We start from the raw sequence: 22,660 nt of genomic DNA, 5'->3' as shown, positions 1-22,660 counted from the left end.
CATAAAGGGCAGTTCTAAAATGTACTTCGCTGCCGAGGTTCTCGTTAAAAACGGATAAGAAGTTCAACTAGATAGAATTAACAAAATTAACGAGTTTTTTTTCTTTGACAAGAAAGTTAGTTGTAAAGCGTGCAGGGTGACGCAGTTTTTCTTATGAGTGTTGAGTTTTTGAGAAAAAATCGCGCAGGTTTGTACCTGCGCGAGGGAAGATTATGACTTTTTCGCGTAGTAGATAGAAAACTTATTGGTCTTATTTAGCGTCTCGCAATTATTAAACGCTCGCTCAATAATTGGTGGATATTTTAAGAAGCTATTCGCGACAATGATCATTTCACCATGGTTATCGAGATACTTTGGAGCCTGACCCAAGAGTGTTTCTGCTGCGTTGTAGTTCGTATCTAAACCACTGTGGAAAGGTGGGTTACTGATGATAAAACGATAATCGTCGGCAGTGTCTGAGTAAATATCAGAGGCGAATACATGGCCGGTTAATCCATTGGCTTTTAGTGTGGCTTGACTCGATGTGATGGCATACGCGTTAATGTCACACATCTCAATCGCAATTTCTGGATTGGCTTTTGCCATGAAAGCACCTAACACCCCAGCACCACATCCAAAGTCGAGGACTTTACCTGATAGAGTAGGTAAGGTTTCGAGTAATAGGCGGCTACCTAAATCGAATTCGCCATGACTGAATACTCCAGGCAAACTCTTAACAGTCAGTGATTGCTCACCAAGTGTGACCGTATAGGTTTTAAACCAGTCTGCTTGATTGAACGGCTTTGGTTCATTGAGGCAAGTGCCCCAGTAAAATGAACAACGACGAGCGGAATCGTATTTATTGACCGGGCCATACTCTTTGAACATCTTCTCGATGCTTTTAACACCTGAGCGGTTTTCGCCAACCACTACAATTTCAGTGTTCACGCCTAGTTTCGCCATCAACATCGCCAGAAGGTATTCGGCTTCGGCTTTGGCTTTAGGCCAGTACAAAAGCACCATGTCTGCTTGTGTCTCAGTATTAAACTCAGAACCAAAATGGCTTTTAACCTTGTTATGAGTGCGAATTTGACGGTAGAAGCTGTAGTTTGATGTGAAGACTTCTACAGATTCACAGTGTTTGGTCAGTTCAAGTGGAAAGAGATCTTCGACTTCACCTGCAACTAAAACATGTTTTCCGTTGAAGTACTCGAGCTGACGCTGAGCGATTTGGCTAGGAGCGATATAAGCAGACATAAATTGGGTTCATCAGAAATAATTTGGGGCAGATTTTCGCACAATCTGCCCCAAGCTTGAAGTGATTAAGCTGTGACTAGCTGTTGTCTTGCTGGTTGAGGAAGTCTTTGAATTCTTCTTCGTAGATATTAAACAGTACCATTGTCACGGCAAAAATCAGTGGACCGTAAATCAGGCCGATCAATCCGAATAGATGCAGACCACCCAGTAACGAGAAGAAAATCATTAGGGTATTCATGCCTGCGCTGCCTTGCATTAGCAGCGGACGCAATAGGTTATCAATAGAACCAACGACGACCACACTCCACACCGTCAAGAAGATAGCCCAAGTCATATCGCCTGTTAAGAACAAGTACGCTGCTGCAGGAATCCAGATTAGTGCGGTTCCGACCACTGGAATGAATGATGCAAAGCCCATCATCGTTCCCCAAAATAACCCAGGGAAGCCAGCAAGCCACATACCGATACCGCCAGCCAGACCCTGTGCAATAGCCGTTAGGAATGAGCCCATCACGGCTGATTTAGAAACCTGCTCTATCTCTGTCAATATACGGTCTTCTTGGCTGCGTGAAAGTGGCAGAATATGACGAATCGCAGAGATAATTTTGTCGTGGTCACGAAGCAGAAAAAACAGCACAAACAGCATGAGGAAGAAGTTCATTAGGAAGTTGGTGGCGTCTCCTAAAATCTTTGCGCTGATAGCAACTAAGTTAGAGCCAAACGATGTAGCAAATTGACCAATTTTCTCAGCAATGGCTTTGGGCTCGATTTTATCGAAAGGTAAGTACTCATTAACTATAGCTAAACCTTTAATAACAAAAGGGTGTTGAAATATATCTTGGATGCCGCCATTAGTGACCCAGTTGTACGTATTTTGTGAAAAAACAGAGCCTTGTTGAACAATGGCTGCAAACACAAATAGCAGTGGGATAACGATAATAAACGTCAAGACGACACATGACAGCAGTGCGGCCATATTGGGGTGCTTGGGAATTTTTCGCTCAAACCATTCGTGTACCGGAAACATGAGCAAAGAAATGATAAAAGCCATCACAATGGAATTGATGTATGGCTCAACCAATAAGTAGCAAGCAAAAGCAGCGGCGAGTAAAGCGACCATTAGTACTCGGTGACTCGACGTTATTTTTACATTATTTGGCATGAGATTAGTCCAACTTACAGGTGACGTTTACGGTTTGCGCCTTCAAAGATGGCGTTGAACCTTTATTACTTAGCACTCTTAACTCTTTCAAGCTTATGACAATGCCGAATTAGAGCAGAGCAATATACCTTGTTATAATGACCACAAATCAGTCGGTTATCAATCAAGAGATGAACTATGGGTTGTTGCAACGGTGATAAAAAGTGTCAAACCGAGAAAAAAGCCAAACGAATACCGTGGTTTGGCATTGTTATTGGTGTTTTAGCAGTATTGGTTATATTGAATTGGCAATAAAAAAGGACCGTGATGGTCCTTTTTTAAATTAGTTATCGCAGCTTTTAAGCGATTATTTTGCTTCTTCTGCAAGAGTTGCAAAACAGCGGTCAGCCGCTTCTAGCGTGGCATCGATTTCTTTTGAACCGTGAGCAAGGGAAGTAAAGCTCGCTTCGAACGCTGAAGGCGCTAGGTAGACACCGTGTTTGAGCATTAAGTGGAAGAAGCGCTTGAAGCGTTCCACATCGCACTTCGTTACGTCTTCGTAGCAAGTCACTTTTTCTTGGTCAGTGAAGAAGAAGCCGAACATGCCGCCCACTTGGTTCACAACCAGAGGAATACCGTGTTTCTCTGCTAGAGACTTAAAGCCATCTGCTAGTTGTTTGGTTTTTGAAGCTAGGCGTTTTTCGTTGCCTTCTTCTTTTAGAAGGTTCAAACATGCATAGCCTGCAGCCATTGCGACAGGGTTGCCAGAAAGCGTACCCGCTTGGTAAACCGGACCCGTTGGCGCAACGTATTGCATTACTTCTTTACGACCACCGAAAGCACCCACTGGCATACCACCACCGATCACTTTACCTAGTGTCGTTAGGTCTGGCTTGATGTTGTAGTGCGCTTGTGCGCCACCAAGTGCCACGCGGAAGCCTGTCATTACTTCATCAAAAATCAGTAGGGCGCCTTCTTGATCACAGATTTCACGTAGACCTTCGTGGAAGCCTTCCACTGGTGGGATACAGTTCATGTTGCCTGCAACTGGCTCAACGATGATACAAGCGATTTCGCCTTTGTTAGCAGCGAATAGCTCGCGTACAGAATCTAGGTCGTTGAATGTTGCTGTTAGCGTGTGCTTAGCAAAATCTGCAGGAACGCCAGGAGAGCTTGGTTGACCAAGGGTCAGTGCACCAGAGCCCGCTTTGACTAGTAAGCTGTCTGCGTGACCATGGTAACAACCTTCAAACTTCATGATCTTGTCGCGACCAGTGAAGCCACGTGCAAGGCGAATCGCGCTCATAGTCGCCTCGGTACCAGAACTTACCATGCGAATTTGCTCCATTGATGGAACAAGTTCAGAAACTAACTCTGCCATCGCGATTTCAAGTTCTGTTGGCGCACCGAAGCTGAGGCCACGTTGTGCTGCGTCAATGACGGCTTCGCGGATAACCGCGTGGTTATGGCCAAGAATCATTGGACCCCAAGAGCCAACGTAATCAATGTACGCTTTACCATCGGCATCAAAAATCAGTGGACCGTCTGCTCGTTCGATAAATAGCGGAGAGCCGCCAACGCCGTTGAATGCACGAACTGGTGAATTGACACCGCCAGGGATGGTTTGCTGAGCTTTTTGATACAGCTCTGATGATTTGGTCATGGGGTTATCCTCTTTTGATTGCTCGGACCAAGTGGAGCGCATTGTACCTAGCTATAATCAAGTTAGAAACGTTTTGCTTAATTTATGTGTTGTTTCGCAGTGTAATATTATATATCCGCATCTGTTATAAAGAATCGGCGGTGAATACTTGAACGAGTTTGTCAGGTATTGGATAATCGTCTCAATTAGCACAAATTTGACGTCTTGCTTCAGGCTTGACGCATTACACGAGTGAGAGAGGTCTTCGTGAGCGAAGTAAACGTACCATTATCTTTTTCTGACGCAGCAGCATCTCGCGTTAAAGCATTGATTGCTGAAGAAGAAAACCCAGCATTGAAACTGCGCGTATACATTACTGGTGGCGGCTGTAGCGGCTTCCAATACGGCTTTACTTTTGATGAAAATGTAAACGAAGGCGATACGACAATCGTAAACAGTGGTGTAACACTGGTTGTAGACCCTATGAGTCTGCAATATCTCGTTGGCGGCATTGTTGACTACACAGAAGGGTTAGAAGGAGCGCGCTTCTTTGTAAACAACCCAAATGCAACGACAACATGTGGTTGTGGTGCATCGTTCAGTGTGTAATTAACACCAATCAGGCAGCCAGTGGCTGCCTGAACTTTACGTAGAAGGATGTCACGTAAAGTCGCTCTCGCAGAATATGCAGAGAAATAATAAAAAGGACTTTATATGTCTGGTTCGTCTTTCGGACGTCGCATTGTCGAGCGCCCGTGGCTAGTATCTCTTATCCTCATATTGCTTCTTGTTGCATGGTTGGCAATCGGTCAACTGAAAGCACAAGATGATAATCTCAATTCTTCATCCTCTTCAACGAACACCACGCCACTTGCAAAGGTGATGTTCGACACCTTTATTGCTGAACCCACAAGTAAAACCATCGAACTGTATGGGCGGACTGCACCCAATCGTCAAGCGCGCCTTGGCGCTGAAGTCGCCGGTAAAATAGTCAGCCTCAATATAGAAAAAGGTCAAACAGTCAAGCTGGGGCAAGTGATCGCAAGCATCGACAAGCGCGATCTTGGTATTCAGCTCAAGCGGGCTCAGGCGATGCTGTTGGTTAAAGAGAAAGAGTTTAATGCAGCTAAATCGCTAAAAAGTCGCGGACTACAGGGCGAAGTTGCGTTTGCGACAGCACAAGCGGCATTGGTGGATGCTCGAGCGAATTTGAGCAACGTGCAAACGGCATTAAGAAATACCGAGGTGAAAGCACCATTCGATGGCATTGTTGATCACCACTTTGTTGAGTTAGGCGACTTTGTAGGGATTGGCGATCCTATTGCGACGGTCATTGATTTGGACACTTTGGTGATTGAAGCTGATGTCAGTGAGCGGCATATACAATACCTTAAGGAAGGTCTACAAGCCGATGTAAGAACCATTAACCAACAGCATTATCAAGGTCGGGTACGCTACATTGGACGTGTTTCTTCTGCTTCTACTAATACGTTTCCAATTGAAATCGAAATTGATAATCAAGACGCAAGAATTCCGGCCGGTATGAGCGCTGAAGTACAGTTGCCGTTGAGTGAAGTGTTAGCGGTAAAGATTACGGCTGCAATGCTAGCACTCGATGAAGAAGGTAATTTAGGTGTTAAAACACTGCGTAATGAGCATGTTGAATTTGTTCCGATTCAGCTCGTTAAGGCCGAGGATGATGGTGTTTGGCTCTCTGGGTTAGGAGAGCGAGCCGATATTATCGTGCTGGGGCAAGGGTTTGTACGCGATGGCGATCAAGTACTGGCCAACAAGGTTGATGACGTAGTTGTTGAAGCGGCTAGTGAGCAGTAAGGAGCACTTATGTACACTCTGATTGATGCTGCGTTATCCCGCGCTCGCACCATGCTGACATTACTGGTGATGATCTTAATTGCCGGTGTCATTACTTACGTCACAATCCCCAAGGAATCGAGCCCTGATATTACCATTCCTATTATCTACGTTTCCGTTGGACATCAAGGCATTTCTCCCGTCGATGCCGAGCGTTTATTAGTTCGCCCAATAGAGCAAGAGTTGCGCTCTATTGAAGGCGTAAAAGAGATGACTTCTGTGGCATCAGAAGGTCATGCTTCGGTGACGCTGGAATTTAGTGTTGGAGTGGATCTTGATAAAGCGATGGCAGATGTCCGAGACGCCGTTGACCTTGCGAAGCCAAAATTACCAGAGGACAGTGATGAGCCAACGGTAAATGAAGTCACGTTTGCATCTGAAGAGCCCGTTTTGACTGTTGTTCTATATGGCACCGTACCAGAGCGGACCATTGTACAGATTGCCAGAACGCTACGTGATCGTTTGGAGAGTTTCCGTCAGGTTCTTGAGGTTGAAATCGCAGGAGATCGCGAAGACATCGTGGAGATAGTTGTCGATCCGCTATTGATGGAAAGCTACGGTCTCGATCAAGCGGATATTTATAATTTAATCGCCTTGAATAACCGAGTGGTTGCAGCGGGATTTGTCGATACTGGGTATGGACGCTTTTCGGTAAAAGTCCCATCGGTGTTTGATTCACTGAAAGATGTGCTTGAACTGCCAATCAAAGTGAATGGCAAAGAGGTGATCACCTTTGGCGATGTGGCGACAGTACGACGTGCATTTCGCGACCCTGAAAGTTTTGCTCGTTTAGATGGCGAATCTGCCATCGTTTTGGATGTGAAAAAACGGGCAGGTGAAAACATCATTGAAACGGTCGAGCTGGTAAAAGAAGTACTGGCTCAAGGACAACAGCGAGCCGAGTGGCCCAACAATTTGCAAGTCAAATATACTTGGGATCAATCCGACGATGTCAAATTGATGCTCAGTGATCTACAAAACAACATTCTGTCCGCAATCATTCTCGTTGTGATCGTCATTATTGCCATATTGGGGGTTAGGACTGCATTACTTGTAGGTATCTCTATTCCTGGATCGTTCTTGACTGGGTTGTTGGTGTTATCGGTATTTGGGCTGACGGTCAATATCGTCGTTCTGTTTGCTTTAATTATGGCGGTAGGCATGTTGGTGGATGGTGCCATTGTGGTGACAGAGTTTGCAGATCGGCGCATGCAAGAAGGAACGCCACGTAAAGAAGCCTATCGAGATGCAGCAAAGCGAATGGCCTGGCCTATTACCGCATCCACTGCAACCACATTGGCAGCGTTTGCTCCGCTGCTTTTCTGGCCTGACATCACCGGTGAGTTCATGAAGTACTTACCACTCACTTTAATTGCTACTTTGGCCGCTTCGCTGATGATGGCTTTACTGTTCGTTCCTGTCATCGGTGGGATCATTGGCAAGCCTCAAGTAGTCAATCAGAAAGCTCAGCGAGAAATGGTTGAGCTACATAACGGCAACTTTGAAAAAGCGACAGGCATTACCAAGCTTTATTACCAGACTCTGTCGGTAGCGATTCGTCATCCATGGAAAGTCTTACTCAGCGCGATACTGCTAGCGGCAGGTGTCGGCTTCACTTACAACAAAGCTGGCTTGGGTGCAGAGTTTTTCCCTGAAGTGGACCCTGCCTTTTTTACCGTTAAAGTTCGTTCTTATGGTGACCTGTCTATTCACGAAAAAGATGTGGTTATGCGCGAAATCGAGAAGGTGATGCTCGGTCATGACGAGTTTGAAAGTGTCTACACGCGCACAGGATCGAGCGATAATGGGGACGAGATTGGCCAGATTCAAATAACTCCTGTGGATTGGCAGTATCGACGCAAAGTGAAAACCATTATTGAGGAACTAAAAGAGACGACAGATCGCTTTTATGGTGTTGAACTTGAGTATAAATTCCCGGACGCAGGGCCGCCCGTCGAGCATGATCTCGTGATTGAAGTGTCATCACGAAATTTGAGTGTTAGTGCGTTAGATGAAGCAGCCAAAAAAGTCCGACACTGGGCTGATGGTAATCCTGCACTGACCAACTTGAGTGATACCACTAATAAGGAAGGGATTGATTGGCAAATTGATATCCAGCGAGATGACGCTTCTCGCTTTGCAGCGGATGCTACCTTAGTTGGGAATACCGTCCAGTTTGTTACGAACGGTTTGAAAATAGGCGATTATTTGCCCGATGATGCGGATGAAGAAGTCGATATTTTGGTGCGCTATCCACAAGATAAGCGCGATATTGGTCGATTTGACCAACTGAGAGTGAAAACGGCAGCTGGTTTGGTGCCAATCACGAACTTTGCTCAAATTAAGCCAAATCATAAGCAAGATACCATTCGTCGTGTAGACGGCCATCGAGTTATCAATATCAAAGCAGACATGGTGGAAGGTTACAATTTGGCGCTTGAGCTACCGAAGATTGCCGCTGGAATGGAACAGCTCGACTTACCGGAAGGCATTGAATATAAGATTCGGGGTCAAAATGAAGAGCAGGAAAACTCATCAGCATTCTTACAAAATGCTTTTATTGTCGCGCTTGGTGTGATGGCTCTGATTTTAATTACGCAGTTTAATAGCTTTTATCAAGCTTTCTTAATCCTCAGTGCTGTGTTGTTTTCTACCGTTGGGGTCTTTGCTGGATTGCTTATTTTCCAAAAGCCATTTGGCATCATCATGTCGGGAATAGGGGTGATTGCGCTTGCAGGTATTGTTGTGAATAACAACATCGTATTAATCGATACTTATAATCAGATGCGTAAACGTGGCTTAGAGAAATCTGAGGCTATTTTGCGCACAGGTGTGCAGCGTTTAAGACCCGTTTTACTCACGACGGTGACCACCATATTAGGCTTATTGCCAATGGTGTTAGAAATGAACATCGACTTAGTTAACCAGAAAGTGGAGTTTGGCGCACCAAGCACTCAATGGTGGTCTCAACTTGCGACGGCTGTCGCGGGTGGGTTGGCGTTTGCGACTTTGCTAACGCTGGTTCTGACACCATGCTTGCTCATGCTCGGGAGAGAGCATCACTCCGAAAAGTAAGCTTCATCGTGATGATATTAAAGAAACAAAAAGGGCAGCTTCGCTGCCCTTTTCAATGCATCAATTTACTTCATTGCTAACAGTTTGCTGTAGCGCTCAAGCTTGTCCATGCTAATTTTTGCGTTTGCCATGAAAGTTTGCCTTGCTTTGCCTGTTAGGGATTTAGATTGTGGCAAATTCACCGTACGCGGGTTTTTGTGGACACCATTCACAAGGAACTCATAGTGCAAGTGAGGGCCTGTTACACGACCTGTTCCGCCAAGCGTACCAATGGTTTGACCTTGCTTAACGCGTTGACCAGCTCGTACTGTACGTTTAGTTAAGTGCAGGTACTTGGTAATGTAAGTATTGCTATGTTTAATGAAAACGTAGTTACCATTAAATTTGTTGTAAGACGATTTTTGAACGACACCATCGCCAGCCGCCCAAATCGGGGTGCCCACTGGTGCCGCATAGTCCGTGCCTCTATGAGGACGAACGCGTCCCGTTACAGGGTGTAAGCGGCGTGGGTTGAAGTTAGACGAAACTCGACGGAAATCCAACGGCGCGCGCAAGAACGCTTTTTTCATTGCTCGTCCATTTTCGTCGTAATACTTGCCACTTTTCTGATCCAGTATTGCGGTGAAGGTATCGCCTTGGTTTTTAAAGATCGCAGCAATGATTTTTCCACGACCGATTACTTCACCTTCTACCACTTCCTCTTGGTAAAGCACTCGGAAGCTGTCGTTTTTACGAATATCTAAAGCAAAGTCGATGTCCCAACCAAATATGCCAGCCAGTTCCATGATTTGGTTACCATTTAATCCAGAAGATATTCCCGCATTCCAAAAGTTTGATTTGATGGTGGCTTCAGCGTAGTTGTACTGGAAGTCGACTTCTTTTTTATCGACTTCTGAGACGTATTTGCCGTCTTTTAACGTGATACGAAAAGTTTCGAATGCGCTTAATGTTCTTCTTAACTGTACTAAGTCGTTGTTTTCATCAAAACCGAATTGCAATCGATCGCCAGGTCGAAGTCGGGTTAATTGCTTTTCCACTTCTTTGTCTGATGAGACAAGCTCATGCAATAGACGGGCAGAAAGCCCCACGCGACTAAACAAGATGGCGGCACTCTCACCATTTTTCACTTTGTACGTTTCCCAACGCAGTACAGCGGGGGACGCTGGAGACGAACTGTTTAGTGCACTGAGTTCTAGGGAAACTGGCACAGGATAATGTTGACCAACTTTTAATCGGCTCTGCTGTGGGTCTAGGTCTTGCGGATCAGGTAAAAAGAAGAGCGCGAAGATAATCAGCGCACTAAAAAAACCGATCAATACTTTGTGCAAGAGTGGAAGTCGGACAAAAATCGAATGCATGAGGTACTTGATTGCTAAATTAAACGGAAAAATTCACAACTACCTAGTCTAACGTGTTTCAAAATGCATCGCTATTCAAGTAATATGTTCAGCTATTATATTTTTGCCAAATCTGTGGGAGTGAACAAGAATGGCGAGCATTGAAGCTGCACTAGCCGAGATTAAGCGCGGTGTTGAAGAGCTGATTCCAGAAGAAGAGCTTATCGCAAAACTAAAAGAAGGCCGTCCTCTACGTATTAAATTGGGTGCGGATCCTACGGCTCCAGATATTCACCTAGGTCATACGGTTATTTTCAATAAGCTTCGCTTGTTCCAAGAGCTAGGTCATGAGGTGACGTTCCTAATTGGTGACTTCACTGCAATGGTTGGTGACCCAACAGGTAAAAACACAACACGTCCACCGCTAAGCCGCGAAGACGTATTGCGTAATGCAGAAACTTACAAAGAGCAGGTATTCAAAATTCTAGACCCTGCAAAAACTAAGATTCAGTTCAACTCTGAGTGGTTATCTGAGCTTGGTGCAGAAGGTATGATTCGTCTTGCTGCAAACCAAACCGTTGCTCGTATGCTAGAGCGTGATGACTTTAAAAAGCGTTACGCGGGTGGTCAACCAATTGCTATTCATGAGTTCATGTACCCACTTCTACAAGGTTGGGACTCAGTAGCAATGGAAACTGACGTTGAGCTTGGTGGTACTGACCAGAAGTTCAACCTGCTAATGGGGCGTGAACTGCAAAAGTCTCACGGTCAAAAACCACAGGTTGTACTGATGATGCCTCTTCTAGTGGGCCTTGATGGCGAGAAGAAGATGTCTAAGTCAGCAAACAACTACATCGGTATCAGCGAAGCGCCAAGCGAAATGTTTGGTAAAATCATGTCTATTTCTGATGACCTAATGTGGAGCTACTACGAGCTGCTATCTTTCCGTCCTCTGGAAGAGATTGCTCAATTCAAAGCTGATGTAGAAGCGGGAAAAAACCCTCGTGACATCAAAGTATTGCTAGCAAAAGAAATTATTGCTCGTTTCCACAGCGAAGCTGATGCAGATGCGGCAGAGCAAGAATTCGTAAACCGTTTTGCGAAGAACCAAATTCCTGATGAAATGCCAGAATTTGATTTTGATGCAGGTCGCCCAGTGAGCAATCTGTTGAAAGAAGCTGGCTTATGCCCATCATCGTCAGATGCGATGCGCATGGTTAAGCAGGGCGCTGTGAAGATGGATGGTGAAAAAATTGCGGACAGCAAATTTGCTCCAGAAGCGGGTACTTACGTGTTCCAAGTAGGCAAACGTAAATTTGCACGTATTACTATTCAGTAATCAATAATCGCTGCAAATGAAAGCGCCTGATGGGCGCTTTTTTTGTATAAAAATTTAGCGAAAAAGACAAAGTAAACCTTCCAAACATGTTGAACTTTGCTACTATACTCGCGCTGCCAATAATGGCAGCGTTATCGGAGATTTACATGAACAATACCGACCATCCTCCCAGTCGTTGGGTGAGTAAGAGCAAGGGAGCGAAATAACCCGCTTCGGTATTGGCGATCTCCGCCTTACCTAAGTGGTGAGGCATCTTTTCTAATTTTCTTCTCGTTATTTCCTTCATACATTCTGAATAGACAGTGCATCCGCATTGGTTTTCTCTGTGCATCTTAATTGTTGTGTGACTTTAAGTATGCAAGATTGACTTTGCGTGCCTTGTCGATGGTCGTTACCAATGCCAATCGGGAGATTCGCCATGACGGTAATGAACAACACTTTTATTGAAACAACACCAAACTTTTCTGAAGTAGAAATTGGTGCAGCTCGCAATGCATTTTTGCAGTATGAGCAAGAGCAACAAGTCCATTTGCTTACGATCATGCCGATCGATGATGCGGTAGGTATTTTGCAGCATTGCTCTGTCGGTTATGTGAATAGTCTTATTGCTCAACTTGAGCAAGCAGGCCATGACAAACGCGCACGTCATTATGCTCACCAATTGGGTTTGCATATGTCTGAAGTTGATACACCTGATGGTTATTTATCGACTAGTGTTTTGGGGCACGTGAAGCAGCGTATTGGGTGGATCATTGCACTGGCCCTTTTAGGGATTGTGTCGGGTTTGATCATTGCTCAGTATGAAGACACCCTTAGCCAGCTCGTTTTGCTTGCGGTGTACATGCCTGTGATCGCTGCGGCTGGTGGTAATACAGGAACACAAGCTGCAACTTTGGTGATTCGTGCTCTTGCAACTGGAGAGCTAAAAAAACGCCAATGGCTAGAGGTTTTGTGGAAAGAGAGCCGCGTTGCTCTATTTATTGCGTTAGCGATCGCTATCGTGATGATTGGACGCATTATGTTATTTAGTGCCGGTCAATCAACTGGGGGCTTTGAACTTACCGATATCGCATTGGCAATAGCGGTTGCGTTATTCATCCAAGTAACGATTTCTACAACATTAGGTGGGCTGCTACCAATTATTGCACGAGCTTGCAAGATGGACCCAGCGGTATTGGTGAGTCCAGTGCTTGCATCTATCGTCGATATCTCAGGGATGTGGATATACTTTAATGTGGTGAACTATTTCTTGGGTATCGCCTGACTAAAGTTCACAATATCACTATAAAAAAGCTGCTCAAAATGTGTAATAGGGGCGATGACAGGTTTGTTATCGTCCCTTTTTTCTGGGAAGTAGTCTGAAACAAACTGAACAAAAACGGTATTAGGTTGACCATTTTTATCCAAGCCATATCCGGCCATGTTGTAAGTTCCGTAGAGGGAGCCGCTTTTGGCGATCAATTGTCCTTTAATTGGCAACTTTCGCATACTTTGTCGGTACTTTAGTGTGCCTGACTCACCTGACTTCGGCATGATGGCGATCAGTTTAAGCTCGTCTTCGTGCTTCCAAATATAACGAAGAATTTCCGCCATTTTAGTGGCGGAGATACGATTGTTTCGTGAAAGTCCTGAGCCGTCTTCTAGGCGCGCATTACGAATATCAATACCAGTATTGGCGAAAATGATCTGCTTGATCGCCTCTGTACCGTTGGCAAAGCTACCTGACTGAACAAAAAACTTAGCGCCAAGTGTTTTGGTTAATGTATCTGCAATCAAGTTATCAGAGTTTTTAAGCATCTCTTCCAGAATGTCTGGTAATGCCTCTGATTGATGCATGGCGATTAGCTTGCGCTGTTTTTCCGGAGCCGAACCGACCCTAATCTTTCCCGATACCCCAATGTTGAGCTCCTTGAGCAAAGCCGCCAACCTTTGACTGGTGTAACGCTCAGGGTCTTGAACCGCAAATTTCAGTGGCAATGGTTTGTCTCTTTCAACCAAGCACCCTGTTAGCTTGTAGTTGTTATCGGGATTTGCAACTAAACCTAAGTCACAATGACGACTTTTCTTAATGGTTTTAGAAACTGTTTCTACGGTACTTGTGACACGAATAGGTTGATGCTCAGGTACGTAGACTCGAGTCCCACCGTCCTTTTGCGTATAGATAGAAGCCTGCACACAGTTGTTATTGAGTGTGATGGTCGATGCCGGAGCGCTGTAGCAAACTCCCAAGATATCCCACGGCCAGCCCACTGCACGGTTGTAACCAGTGAATGCGCTGTTATCGAGCCATAAGTCACCGTCAATACGTTTTAAGCCATTTTTCTTGGCTAGGGTAAGAAGTGATTTTAAATCGTTGGTTTGGAGCGTTGGATCGCCGACAAAGTAAATCACTGCGTCTGAGCTCGACGCTTCTAGCTTGGTTCGAAAGCGGAAGTTATCACCCAGCTCTAACTTAGCCGCTAATGCTGTGACGATTTTTAATGTACTGGCTGGTGGGAATAATTGTTCGGTAGGATGAACACCGTCAAGTTCAGCATTCTCACTGAGTTTTTCCGCGACTAAACTGATGCGAGAGCCTTCCGGCAACACTTCTTGATGAGGGTACGCTTGTGAAAAAGCAGAAAGTAATGAAGAGAATATGAGCAAGGGCCAACGTAAACGCATAATGATACTTTCTAAGGTGAGTTATGTGATTGAGTATACGCAAGTCCTTTCAATATGCTAGGTAACTAAAGAAATGCTTTATATGTCATCATGAATGAGACATGAGAGAAAGGCGTGCGGCTTAAAATGGAGTATAAAAAATGCCCGCTTGAAGCGGGCATTCGATATTCTAGTCAAAGACCGGAATTAGAAGTCGTAACGTAGACCTAGAGCTAGCTCGTCTTCAGCATCGATCTTGTTCGCAACTGTCTTACCGCTAGTTGAGCCGAACTTATCGCCAGCGTCAATTAGGTTGAAGTTGTATGAAACGTAACCGCGGAAGTTAGGTTTGAAGTAGTAAGAAGCATCAACAGCGAAGTTGTTTGCAGAAGTCTCGTTGTCAGTTTCTGCATTGTTGTACGTTGTTGTAAATACCGTTTGGCCTAGCGTGTAAGCACCCGCTAGTTCGTAACCAGTGTAATCAACAGTGTTGTTGAATGTGTCAGTCATTTTTTCGCCATCTGTGAAGATACCAGCGAAGTAAAGATCAGACATTGTGTAAGATGCAGCTAGCATGTACTCGTTTGCATCGTATTGGTCTGCGTAACCAGCACCAAGCTCAAGACCAGTGTCTGCTACAGCGTAGATAGCTGATAGAGAGTAGCCGTCTTGTTTGTTGTCAGAGTATTCACCGTTTTGTTCTACACGGTCAGCGAAGCGGTAGCTTGCTTTAACACTTAGGTTTTCAAATTGACCTTTGTAAGCCATCATGTTGTCTGTACGGTCTGCTACAGCTAGTTTGTCTGCTGCAGAGTTACCGTGGTAAGCCATGATATCAGTGAAGTCAGTGATAACGCCTAGTGCACCTTCAGTTTTACCGTATGCGAACTCACCGTAAGCACCACCAAGACCAGCGTAAGCAAGACGAGTTTCTAGATCGCTCTTGTCGTCGCCGTCTACAGTACCGTTTTGAGCAGTCTCAAATTCACCTTCCCAGAAACCAACACCGTATAGGTTGTCATTGATCTCTTGTTTACCAAGGAAGTTTAGACGGATGCGAGATTTGTCTTGAGCGTCGCCATCTTTCATAGATAGACGTGCTTCAGCACGGCCGCCCATTTCTAGAGAAGTGCCGTCTTGGTTGTAAAGTTCAGCTGCGTTTACGCCAGTTGCCATAGCTGCTGCAGATACAGAAAGAGCAATTAGAGTCTTTTTCATCTTATTTGTCCTAGTTAGCTGTCCATAATCATTGTTGTATGGGGGAAAGGTAATCTCTCACAAGTTGTTGGTCTATAATCGGCCAATGAGCGGTATAATTCGCCCTTGTAAGCCTTTGATCTAACAACTCGCTGGACATGTTTTACTGCTAAAGTTTCCGTATGAGTTAGTAAAATGATATAAATCGTATCGATGAACACTGTTCGATTGTTCTGGGTTTTTATTTAACTTTTTGTTTTAAATGATATTTTTCGGCTATAACATTCGTCTGACATTGATTAGTTTTTATCTTTTTTGATGTTTTTGGTGTAATGAACAGTGTTGTTTTTCAACAAATTGCGACAGTGATGCACTCTAGAATCGTTCTAAAAGTGACTTATATCATTATGCCGAAAATGCATAGTCTTACAGCCTTTCGAATTAAGATGATTTCGTCCGGGAGTTTGTTTACACTAAATGAAATGCATCTTTAAGCGCACTACCCAGCCCTATGGCAGGGTGGGCTTTTTTTTGTCCAAAGACCCATTTGGGCTTGAGGTTATAAAATGGAAAAAGTTCCAATGACACTACGTGGCGAGCAAAAGCTACGTGCAGAACTCGATCGTCTACTTAAACTACGTCCTCAAATTTCAGAGGCAATCGCTGAAGCTCGTGAGTTAGGTGATTTAAAAGAGAACGCAGAATATCACGCCGCTCGAGAAGAGCAGGGTATCTGTGAAGCACAAATCCGTGACATTGAATACAAACTGTCAGTTGCTCAAGTAATTGATGTAACGAAGATGGAGAACACGGGTAAAGTTATTTTTGGTTCAACCGTAACCTTGATTGACATCGACACCGAAGAAGAAAAAACATACCAAATTGTTGGTGATGACGAAGCAGACATTAAAGCTGGCCGTATTTCAGTAAGCTCACCAATTGCTCGTGGCTTGATCGGTAAGATGGAAGGTGATGAGGTTGCTATTCAAACACCGGGTGGCGCGAAAGACTTCGAAATCGACCGAGTAGAATACATCTAAGTTGTTGAGAGTAATTTTGTTACTCCAATAAAACGCAAAAAGGTCGCCAATGGCGACCTTTTTTCTTCAGCAACGTAAGTAGAATTACTTACGAGGGATTTCGATTTTACGCTCTTCAGACTGGCGGTATAGCACAAGCACTTTACCAATAGTCTGAACTTTTTCTGCGCCCGTCTCACGTACGATAGCGTCGATGATTAGCTGTTTTGTTTCACGATCTTCTGAAGCAACTTTTACTTTGATCAGTTCGTGATGGTTAAGAGCGATTTCAATTTCTGCTAGCACGGCTTCTGTAAGTCCATTTGCGCCCATTAGCACGACAGGTTTTAAACTGTGAGCTAGGCCTTTAAGGTGCTGCTTTTGTTTGGTGCTTAGGTTCATTACGCGGCCAATTTTCTTTAAAATAAGGGTTGAAAAAAGCTATTTTAACGCCATCTATTGCTGAAGACTATAATTTATTGAGTAATAGGTAGCGCCTATTAAAACAATAGCTCCAATTTGCGCCTTGTTGGGATTAAAATGAGTAAACAAAAACATTCGGCTAGTTCTGGTCGTTGGTTGAAAGAACACTTTGATGATAAATACGCGAATGAGGCTCGTAAAAAAGGCTATCGATCACGTGCTTATTTCAAGATCGATGAGATTCAAACGAAAGATAAATTGTTAAAGCCAGGGATGACAGTCGTCGATTTGGGTGCGGCACCGGGCGGGTGGTCTCAATATGCTGCTAAGATAGTAGGAGACAGTGGTCAGATCATTGCGTGTGATTTGCTTCCTATGGACCCAATTGCGGGTGTCAGCTTTTTACAAGGCGACTTTCGCGATGATGCAGTATTGGAAGCTTTGCTAGAAAGAATCCAACCTTCAATGGTAGACGTAGTAATGTCTGACATGGCACCTAATATTGCGGGAAATAACTCTGTTGACCAACCTCGTGCTATGTATTTAGTTGAATTGGCTTTAGATATGTGTCGACAAGTTCTAGCGCCTAATGGTAGCTTTGTCGTAAAGGTTTTCCAGGGGGAAGGCTTCGATCAGTATGTGAAAGAAGTCCGAGACATGTTTAAAGCCGTAAAAATTAGAAAACCAGACTCATCGCGAGCTCGCTCTCGAGAAGTCTTTGTTGTAGCCACTGGTTACAAAGGTTAACCATTTTGCTCTCTTGAGAGCGTGTTAACACTATAGCTACAGTGAATGAACTGTAGTACCCTACCTTTAATTACAATTAGTTATCGAGAGGCTTACACCTTGAGTGACATGGCAAAAAATTTAATTCTGTGGCTTGTTATCGCCGTCGTATTGATGTCGGTATTCCAGAGCTTTGGCCCTGGAGAAAGCAATGGCAGAACCGTGGATTACACCACGTTTGTACAGGAAGTTGGCCAAGGCCAGATTCAAGAAGCAACTTTTAAAGACGGTGAAATTAGCTTTGTTCGTCGTGGCGGCGGTGCCAAAATGGTTACTTACATGCCAGTGTATGACCAAAAGCTTCTAGATGACCTAATTAACCAAAACGTGAAAGTACAGGGCACGCCTCCAGAAGAGCAAAGCTTGCTTGGTACTATTTTCATTTCTTGGTTCCCAATGATCTTACTGATTGGTGTATGGATTTTCTTCATGCGTCAAATGCAAGGCGGCGGCGGTAAAGGCGCCATGTCTTTTGGTAAGAGCAAAGCTCGAATGATGAGCGAAGAACAAATCAAGACAACTTTTGCTGACGTCGCTGGTTGTGACGAAGCAAAAGAAGACGTGAAAGAGCTGGTGGACTACTTGCGTGATCCAAGCCGCTTCCAAAAACTGGGCGGTAAGATTCCTACTGGTGTGTTAATGGTTGGTCCTCCTGGTACTGGTAAAACGCTTCTAGCGAAAGCCATTGCTGGTGAAGCAAAAGTACCATTTTTTACCATCTCGGGTTCAGATTTCGTAGAAATGTTTGTGGGTGTCGGTGCATCTCGTGTACGTGACATGTTCGAACAAGCTAAGAAAGCAGCGCCTTGTATTATCTTCATCGATGAAATCGATGCGGTAGGTCGTCAGCGTGGTGCTGGTGTTGGTGGTGGTCACGATGAACGTGAGCAAACACTAAACCAAATGCTAGTAGAGATGGATGGTTTCGAAGGTAACGAAGGTATCATCGTAATCGCTGCAACTAACCGTCCAGACGTTCTTGACCCAGCGTTGCTACGTCCTGGTCGTTTTGACCGCCAAGTAGTGGTTGGATTGCCAGATGTACGTGGTCGTGAGCAGATTCTAAAAGTACACATGCGTAAAGTCCCTCTAGCAGGTGACGTAGAGCCTTCTCTAATCGCTCGTGGTACACCAGGCTTCTCTGGTGCTGATTTAGCAAACCTAGTCAACGAAGCGGCGCTATTTGCTGCGCGTGGTAACAAGCGTAACGTTTCTATGGTTGAATTCGAATTAGCGAAAGACAAAATCATGATGGGTGCCGAGCGCCGTTCAATGGTGATGTCTGAAGAGACAAAAGAGTCAACGGCTTATCACGAAGCGGGTCACGCAATTGTTGGTCGTTTAGTACCTGAGCACGATCCAGTGTACAAAGTGTCGATCATTCCACGCGGTCGCGCGTTGGGTGTGACTATGTACCTACCGGAGCAAGACCGTGTCAGCATGTCTCGCCAGCATCTAGAGTCTATGATCTCTAGCTTGTACGGTGGTCGTCTAGCGGAAGAACTCATCTACGGTGCTGATAAAGTCTCAACAGGCGCGTCAAACGATATTGAACGTGCAACTGATATTGCTCGTAAGATGGTTACTCAATGGGGTTTCTCTGAAAAGCTTGGTCCTCTACTGTATGCAGAAGATGAAGGTGAGGTGTTCCTTGGTCGTAGCGTGACTCAGACTAAGCATGTATCTGACGATACGGCGAAGCTGATTGATGATGAAGTTCGTCAGATCATTGACCGCAACTATGACCGTGCGAAGAAGATTCTTCAAGAAAACATGGATATCATGCATGCGATGAAAGATGCGCTGATGAAGTATGAAACCATTGATGCTCGTCAAATTGATGATTTAATGGAGCGCAAAGCTGAAATTCGTGAGCCTGCGGGTTGGAGTGATAACTCAACTGGCAAATCTGAAGACAGCGAGAAGCCTCAAGCAAAGCCAGAAGTTAAAGAAGAAGCAACGGACGCTGCGAAAGATGCAGAAAAGTCTAGCTCTTCAGAAGCGACTTCTAGCGAAGCGCCTGAAAAGAAAGACTCTGAATAAAGAGTGTTGATAATAATAAACCCCGAGTTATCTCGGGGTTTTTGTGTTTATGATGATGATTACAGCAAATAACAAATCTTTAGATCTTTCCCGTCCACATGTTATGGCCATTCTAAATGTGACTCCGGATTCCTTTTCGGATGGTGGTAAATACAACTCGATTGAACTCGCCCTTGCTCAAGTTGATAAAATGATAAAGGCTGGTGTAAGCATTGTTGATGTTGGTGGGGAGTCGACAAGGCCTGGCGCGCCAGATGTGTCTTTAGAAGAAGAACTTCGACGTGTTGTCCCAGTAATCAAGGCCATTCGTGAAAAGTACGATGTGTGGATTTCGGTCGATACCAGTAAAGCGGAAGTTATGCGTCAAGCTATTGATGCTGGTGCAGATTTGATCAATGACATTCGATCTTTGCAAGAACCTGGTGCTCTCGAAGTCGCAGCAGAAGCAAAGCTTCCAATTTGTCTGATGCACATGAAAGGTCAACCTAGAACCATGCAAGTTGCACCTCATTATGATGATGTGATGAGCGACGTATCTGCCTTTCTAGAAGAACGTATCGCGGCATGTGAAGCGGCAGGGATTGATAAATCTCAACTGATTCTCGATCCTGGATTTGGCTTTGGCAAAACGATAGAACACAATTATCATATGCTCGCTCATCTTGAAAAGTTTCATGAATTCGGCCTGCCAATTTTGGCTGGCATGTCTCGTAAATCAATGATTTTTAAATTGTTGGATAAGCCTGCGGCTGAATGTACAAATGCGAGTGTCGTTTGCGCTACGATTGCAGCAATGAAAGGCGCGCAGATCATTCGTGTGCATGACTTTGAAGAGACAATCGAAGCAATGAAAGTTGTTGAGATGACGAAAAACAATATTTAAAAATAATAAAGGAAAGTTTATGTCGAATAAAAGACGTTACTTTGGTACTGACGGTGTGCGCGGTAAAGTAGGACAATACCCAATCACTCCGGACTTCGTACTTAAGCTTGGCTGGGCTGCTGGTCGTGTACTAGCAAAACAAGGCACAAAGAAAGTTATTATAGGTAAAGATACGCGTATCTCCGGTTATATGCTTGAATCTGCATTAGAAGCAGGCCTTGCTGCTGCGGGACTTAAAGCAACATTTACTGGTCCAATGCCAACCCCAGCAGTGGCATATTTAACTCAAACTTTCCGCGCAGAGGCGGGGATTGTGATTTCTGCATCGCATAACCCATATTACGACAACGGCATTAAATTCTTTTCTTCTGAAGGTACTAAGCTACCTGACGATATCGAGTTGGCGATTGAAGCTGAGCTGGATAAAGACATTGAATGTGTTGAGTCTGCAGAACTTGGTAAAGCCACTCGTCTAAATGACGCTGCAGGCCGTTACATCGAATTCTGTAAGAGTACTTTCCCATCTGAATTGAGTCTTGCAAACTTTAAAATTGTGGTAGATTGTGCGCACGGTGCAACGTACCACATTGCTCCAAATGTCTTCAAAGAGCTTGGCGCAGAAGTTATTGCAATGGGCGTAGAGCCTAACGGCATCAACATTAATGAAGAAGTGGGCGCAACAGATGTTCGTGCGCTTCAAAAGCGTGTCGTTGAAGAGCAAGCGCACCTTGGTTTAGCATTTGATGGTGATGGTGACCGTATCATTATGGTCGACCACCTTGGCAACAAAGTCGATGGCGACCAAATCGCTTACATTATTGCTCGTGATGCTCTTCGTCGTGGTGAGCTAAAGGGTGGTGTAGTTGGTACGTTGATGACTAACTTGGGCATGGAAAATGGCTTAAAGCAGCTAGGCATTCCATTCGTACGTGCCGCTGTTGGTGACCGTTATGTCATGGAACAACTGCTAGAAAAAGGCTGGAAAATTGGTGCTGAAAACTCAGGCCATGTGATCTTATTAGATAAAGTCACCACGGGCGATGCGATTGTTGCAGCACTGCAAGTGCTGGCTTCTGTAGTTGGCAGCGATATGTCTTTGCATGAGCTATCGCAAGACATGACGTTGTATCCTCAGGTTCTAGAAAATGTCCGCTTTGCAGGGGAAAGTAATCCTCTTGAAGCTCAAGCAGTACTAAACGCCGTCGCCGAAGTAGAAGCGACGCTGGGTGATAAAGGACGTGTATTGCTGCGTAAATCTGGCACAGAGCCTTTGATTCGCGTTATGGTGGAAGGTGAGGATGGCGAGCTAGTTCAAAGCTCTGCATTGAAAATTGCCGAAGCTGTAAAAGCAAGTTGTTAATCATTGCGTTAAAGTGTGCAGTGAATGAAAAGGGTATCTTTTGCCCTTTTTTTGAGCGCTTAGCGCATTGGCATTGATTTTTTACTAATTTTCCCTTGTCAGCGTTACCGGCTTTCGCTAGTATTGCTCCGCCTCCCGTTAGGAGGTCGCTAGCCTTGTTCAATTATGATTTATTCTCTTGAACGGCGCTGGCTCAACAATTTGGAACATAGGTGGAAAAAATGTTTTCAGTTCTACTTGTGATTTACCTGTTGGCAGCGCTTGGTGTGATTGGCCTTGTGTTGATTCAACAAGGTAAAGGCGCAGATATGGGAGCCTCGTTCGGTGCTGGTGCTTCAAACACAGTGTTTGGTGCTGGCGGCTCAGGTAATTTCTTAACCCGAACAACTGCTATTTTAGCAACCGTATTCTTTATCGTTAGCTTGTTGCTTGGTCGTATGTCTACGCACCAGACTGAATCACAATGGGTAGACCCAACATTAGGTCAACCAGTTGTTGAACAAGTTAAGGATGCAGCGAGTGAAGTTCCAGCCCCTGCGGGTGATGAAATTCCTCAATAAGCTGTAAGGTTTTGATGCCGAGATGGTGAAATTGGTAGACACGCTAGCATGAGGTGCTAGTGCCTTAGGTGTGAGGGTTCGAGTCCCTCTCTCGGCACCATGTA

18 protein-coding genes and 1 tRNA gene are annotated in these 22,660 nt (G+C 44.8%); 12 read left to right on the top strand and 7 right to left on the bottom strand.

Going from position 1 to position 22,660, the window contains the following annotated elements:
* Window positions 1-210 precede the first annotated feature (210 nt).
* From rsmC to hemL, 3 genes are all read right to left on the bottom strand, one after another.
* On the bottom strand, window positions 211-1,236 hold the full coding sequence (rsmC, locus tag NB463_RS12225) for a 16S rRNA (guanine(1207)-N(2))-methyltransferase RsmC (protein WP_005394693.1): 1,026 nt from the start codon (window positions 1,234-1,236) through the stop codon (window positions 211-213).
* Window positions 1,237-1,312: 76 nt separating this feature from the next.
* On the bottom strand, window positions 1,313-2,398 hold the full coding sequence (locus tag NB463_RS12220) for an AI-2E family transporter (protein WP_006743285.1): 1,086 nt from the start codon (window positions 2,396-2,398) through the stop codon (window positions 1,313-1,315).
* A gap of 346 nt (window positions 2,399-2,744) precedes the next feature.
* Window positions 2,745-4,040, bottom strand: coding sequence for a glutamate-1-semialdehyde 2,1-aminomutase (hemL, locus tag NB463_RS12215; protein ID WP_012841437.1), 1,296 nt, complete (start codon window positions 4,038-4,040; stop codon window positions 2,745-2,747).
* Between the two features lie 246 nt (window positions 4,041-4,286).
* On the opposite strand from hemL, the gene erpA reads away from it, so the two are divergent.
* The 3 genes from erpA (at window position 4,287) to vmeK (ending at window position 8,966) form a co-directional block, all read left to right on the top strand.
* Window positions 4,287-4,628, top strand: coding sequence for an iron-sulfur cluster insertion protein ErpA (gene erpA, locus NB463_RS12210; protein WP_005380031.1), 342 nt, complete (start codon window positions 4,287-4,289; stop codon window positions 4,626-4,628).
* Window positions 4,629-4,733: 105 nt separating this feature from the next.
* Window positions 4,734-5,852, top strand: coding sequence for an efflux RND transporter periplasmic adaptor subunit (locus NB463_RS12205; protein WP_170903298.1), 1,119 nt, complete (start codon window positions 4,734-4,736; stop codon window positions 5,850-5,852).
* 9 nt (window positions 5,853-5,861) lie between these two features.
* Entirely contained in the window at window positions 5,862-8,966 is a 3,105-nt protein-coding gene (vmeK, locus tag NB463_RS12200) for a multidrug efflux RND transporter permease subunit VmeK (RefSeq protein WP_258432207.1), read from the top strand.
* Between the two features lie 65 nt (window positions 8,967-9,031).
* Here the strand turns inward: vmeK and NB463_RS12195 are convergent, their stop codons facing one another.
* A complete protein-coding gene (locus NB463_RS12195; protein WP_046875053.1) occupies window positions 9,032-10,324 on the bottom strand; it encodes a peptidoglycan DD-metalloendopeptidase family protein in 1,293 nt (430 codons plus the stop codon).
* A gap of 130 nt (window positions 10,325-10,454) precedes the next feature.
* Here NB463_RS12195 and tyrS point away from each other — a divergent pair, with 130 nt between their 5' ends.
* Entirely contained in the window at window positions 10,455-11,642 is a 1,188-nt protein-coding gene (gene tyrS / locus NB463_RS12190; protein WP_048625949.1) for a tyrosine--tRNA ligase, read from the top strand.
* Between the two features lie 418 nt (window positions 11,643-12,060).
* Window positions 12,061-12,906, top strand: coding sequence for a magnesium transporter (locus NB463_RS12185; protein WP_258432205.1), 846 nt, complete (start codon window positions 12,061-12,063; stop codon window positions 12,904-12,906).
* Here NB463_RS12185 and dacB read toward each other — a convergent pair.
* Window positions 12,885-14,306: a serine-type D-Ala-D-Ala carboxypeptidase gene (gene dacB, locus NB463_RS12180; protein WP_258432204.1), complete on the bottom strand. Its 1,422-nt coding sequence runs from the start codon at window positions 14,304-14,306 to the stop codon at window positions 12,885-12,887. The genes NB463_RS12185 and dacB overlap by 22 nt on opposite strands.
* Before the next feature lie 186 nt (window positions 14,307-14,492).
* Window positions 14,493-15,503 carry a porin gene (locus tag NB463_RS12175; RefSeq protein ID WP_012841444.1) on the bottom strand — a complete coding sequence of 337 codons (1,011 nt, stop codon included), beginning with the start codon at window positions 15,501-15,503 and terminating at the stop codon, window positions 14,493-14,495.
* 545 nt (window positions 15,504-16,048) lie between these two features.
* Between NB463_RS12175 and greA the strand changes: the two genes are divergently transcribed.
* The gene (greA, locus tag NB463_RS12170; RefSeq protein ID WP_005380065.1) at window positions 16,049-16,522 is read left to right on the top strand and encodes a transcription elongation factor GreA; all 474 of its coding nucleotides are present in this window, start codon (window positions 16,049-16,051) and stop codon (window positions 16,520-16,522) included.
* Window positions 16,523-16,606: 84 nt separating this feature from the next.
* Here the strand turns inward: greA and yhbY are convergent, their stop codons facing one another.
* Window positions 16,607-16,903, bottom strand: coding sequence for a ribosome assembly RNA-binding protein YhbY (yhbY, locus tag NB463_RS12165; protein ID WP_005380066.1), 297 nt, complete (start codon window positions 16,901-16,903; stop codon window positions 16,607-16,609).
* Window positions 16,904-17,041: 138 nt separating this feature from the next.
* Here yhbY and rlmE point away from each other — a divergent pair, with 138 nt between their 5' ends.
* The 6 genes from rlmE (at window position 17,042) to NB463_RS12135 (ending at window position 22,656) form a co-directional block, all read left to right on the top strand.
* On the top strand, window positions 17,042-17,671 hold the full coding sequence (gene rlmE / locus NB463_RS12160; protein WP_005388985.1) for a 23S rRNA (uridine(2552)-2'-O)-methyltransferase RlmE: 630 nt from the start codon (window positions 17,042-17,044) through the stop codon (window positions 17,669-17,671).
* 108 nt (window positions 17,672-17,779) lie between these two features.
* Window positions 17,780-19,753: an ATP-dependent zinc metalloprotease FtsH gene (ftsH, locus tag NB463_RS12155; RefSeq protein WP_053809231.1), complete on the top strand. Its 1,974-nt coding sequence runs from the start codon at window positions 17,780-17,782 to the stop codon at window positions 19,751-19,753.
* A gap of 52 nt (window positions 19,754-19,805) precedes the next feature.
* Window positions 19,806-20,636, top strand: a complete 831-nt coding sequence (gene folP, locus NB463_RS12150; protein WP_031780413.1) for a dihydropteroate synthase — start codon at window positions 19,806-19,808, stop codon at window positions 20,634-20,636.
* Window positions 20,637-20,655: 19 nt separating this feature from the next.
* Complete coding sequence (gene glmM, locus NB463_RS12145) at window positions 20,656-21,996, top strand: phosphoglucosamine mutase (RefSeq protein ID WP_258432203.1); 1,341 nt, start codon at window positions 20,656-20,658, stop codon at window positions 21,994-21,996.
* 221 nt (window positions 21,997-22,217) lie between these two features.
* Window positions 22,218-22,556, top strand: coding sequence for a preprotein translocase subunit SecG (secG, locus tag NB463_RS12140; RefSeq protein ID WP_005380080.1), 339 nt, complete (start codon window positions 22,218-22,220; stop codon window positions 22,554-22,556).
* 16 nt (window positions 22,557-22,572) lie between these two features.
* Window positions 22,573-22,656: transfer RNA gene (locus tag NB463_RS12135), tRNA-Leu, on the top strand.
* The last annotated feature ends 4 nt before the right edge of the window (window positions 22,657-22,660 follow it).

It is taken from the genome of Vibrio sp. RM-41-2B (assembly GCF_024744415.1).
In the GTDB taxonomy this organism is placed as follows: Bacteria; Pseudomonadota; Gammaproteobacteria; order Enterobacterales; family Vibrionaceae; genus Vibrio; species Vibrio diabolicus.
Note: the sequence above shows the minus strand (reverse complement) of the source record. Positions and strands in the feature narration are given on the sequence as shown.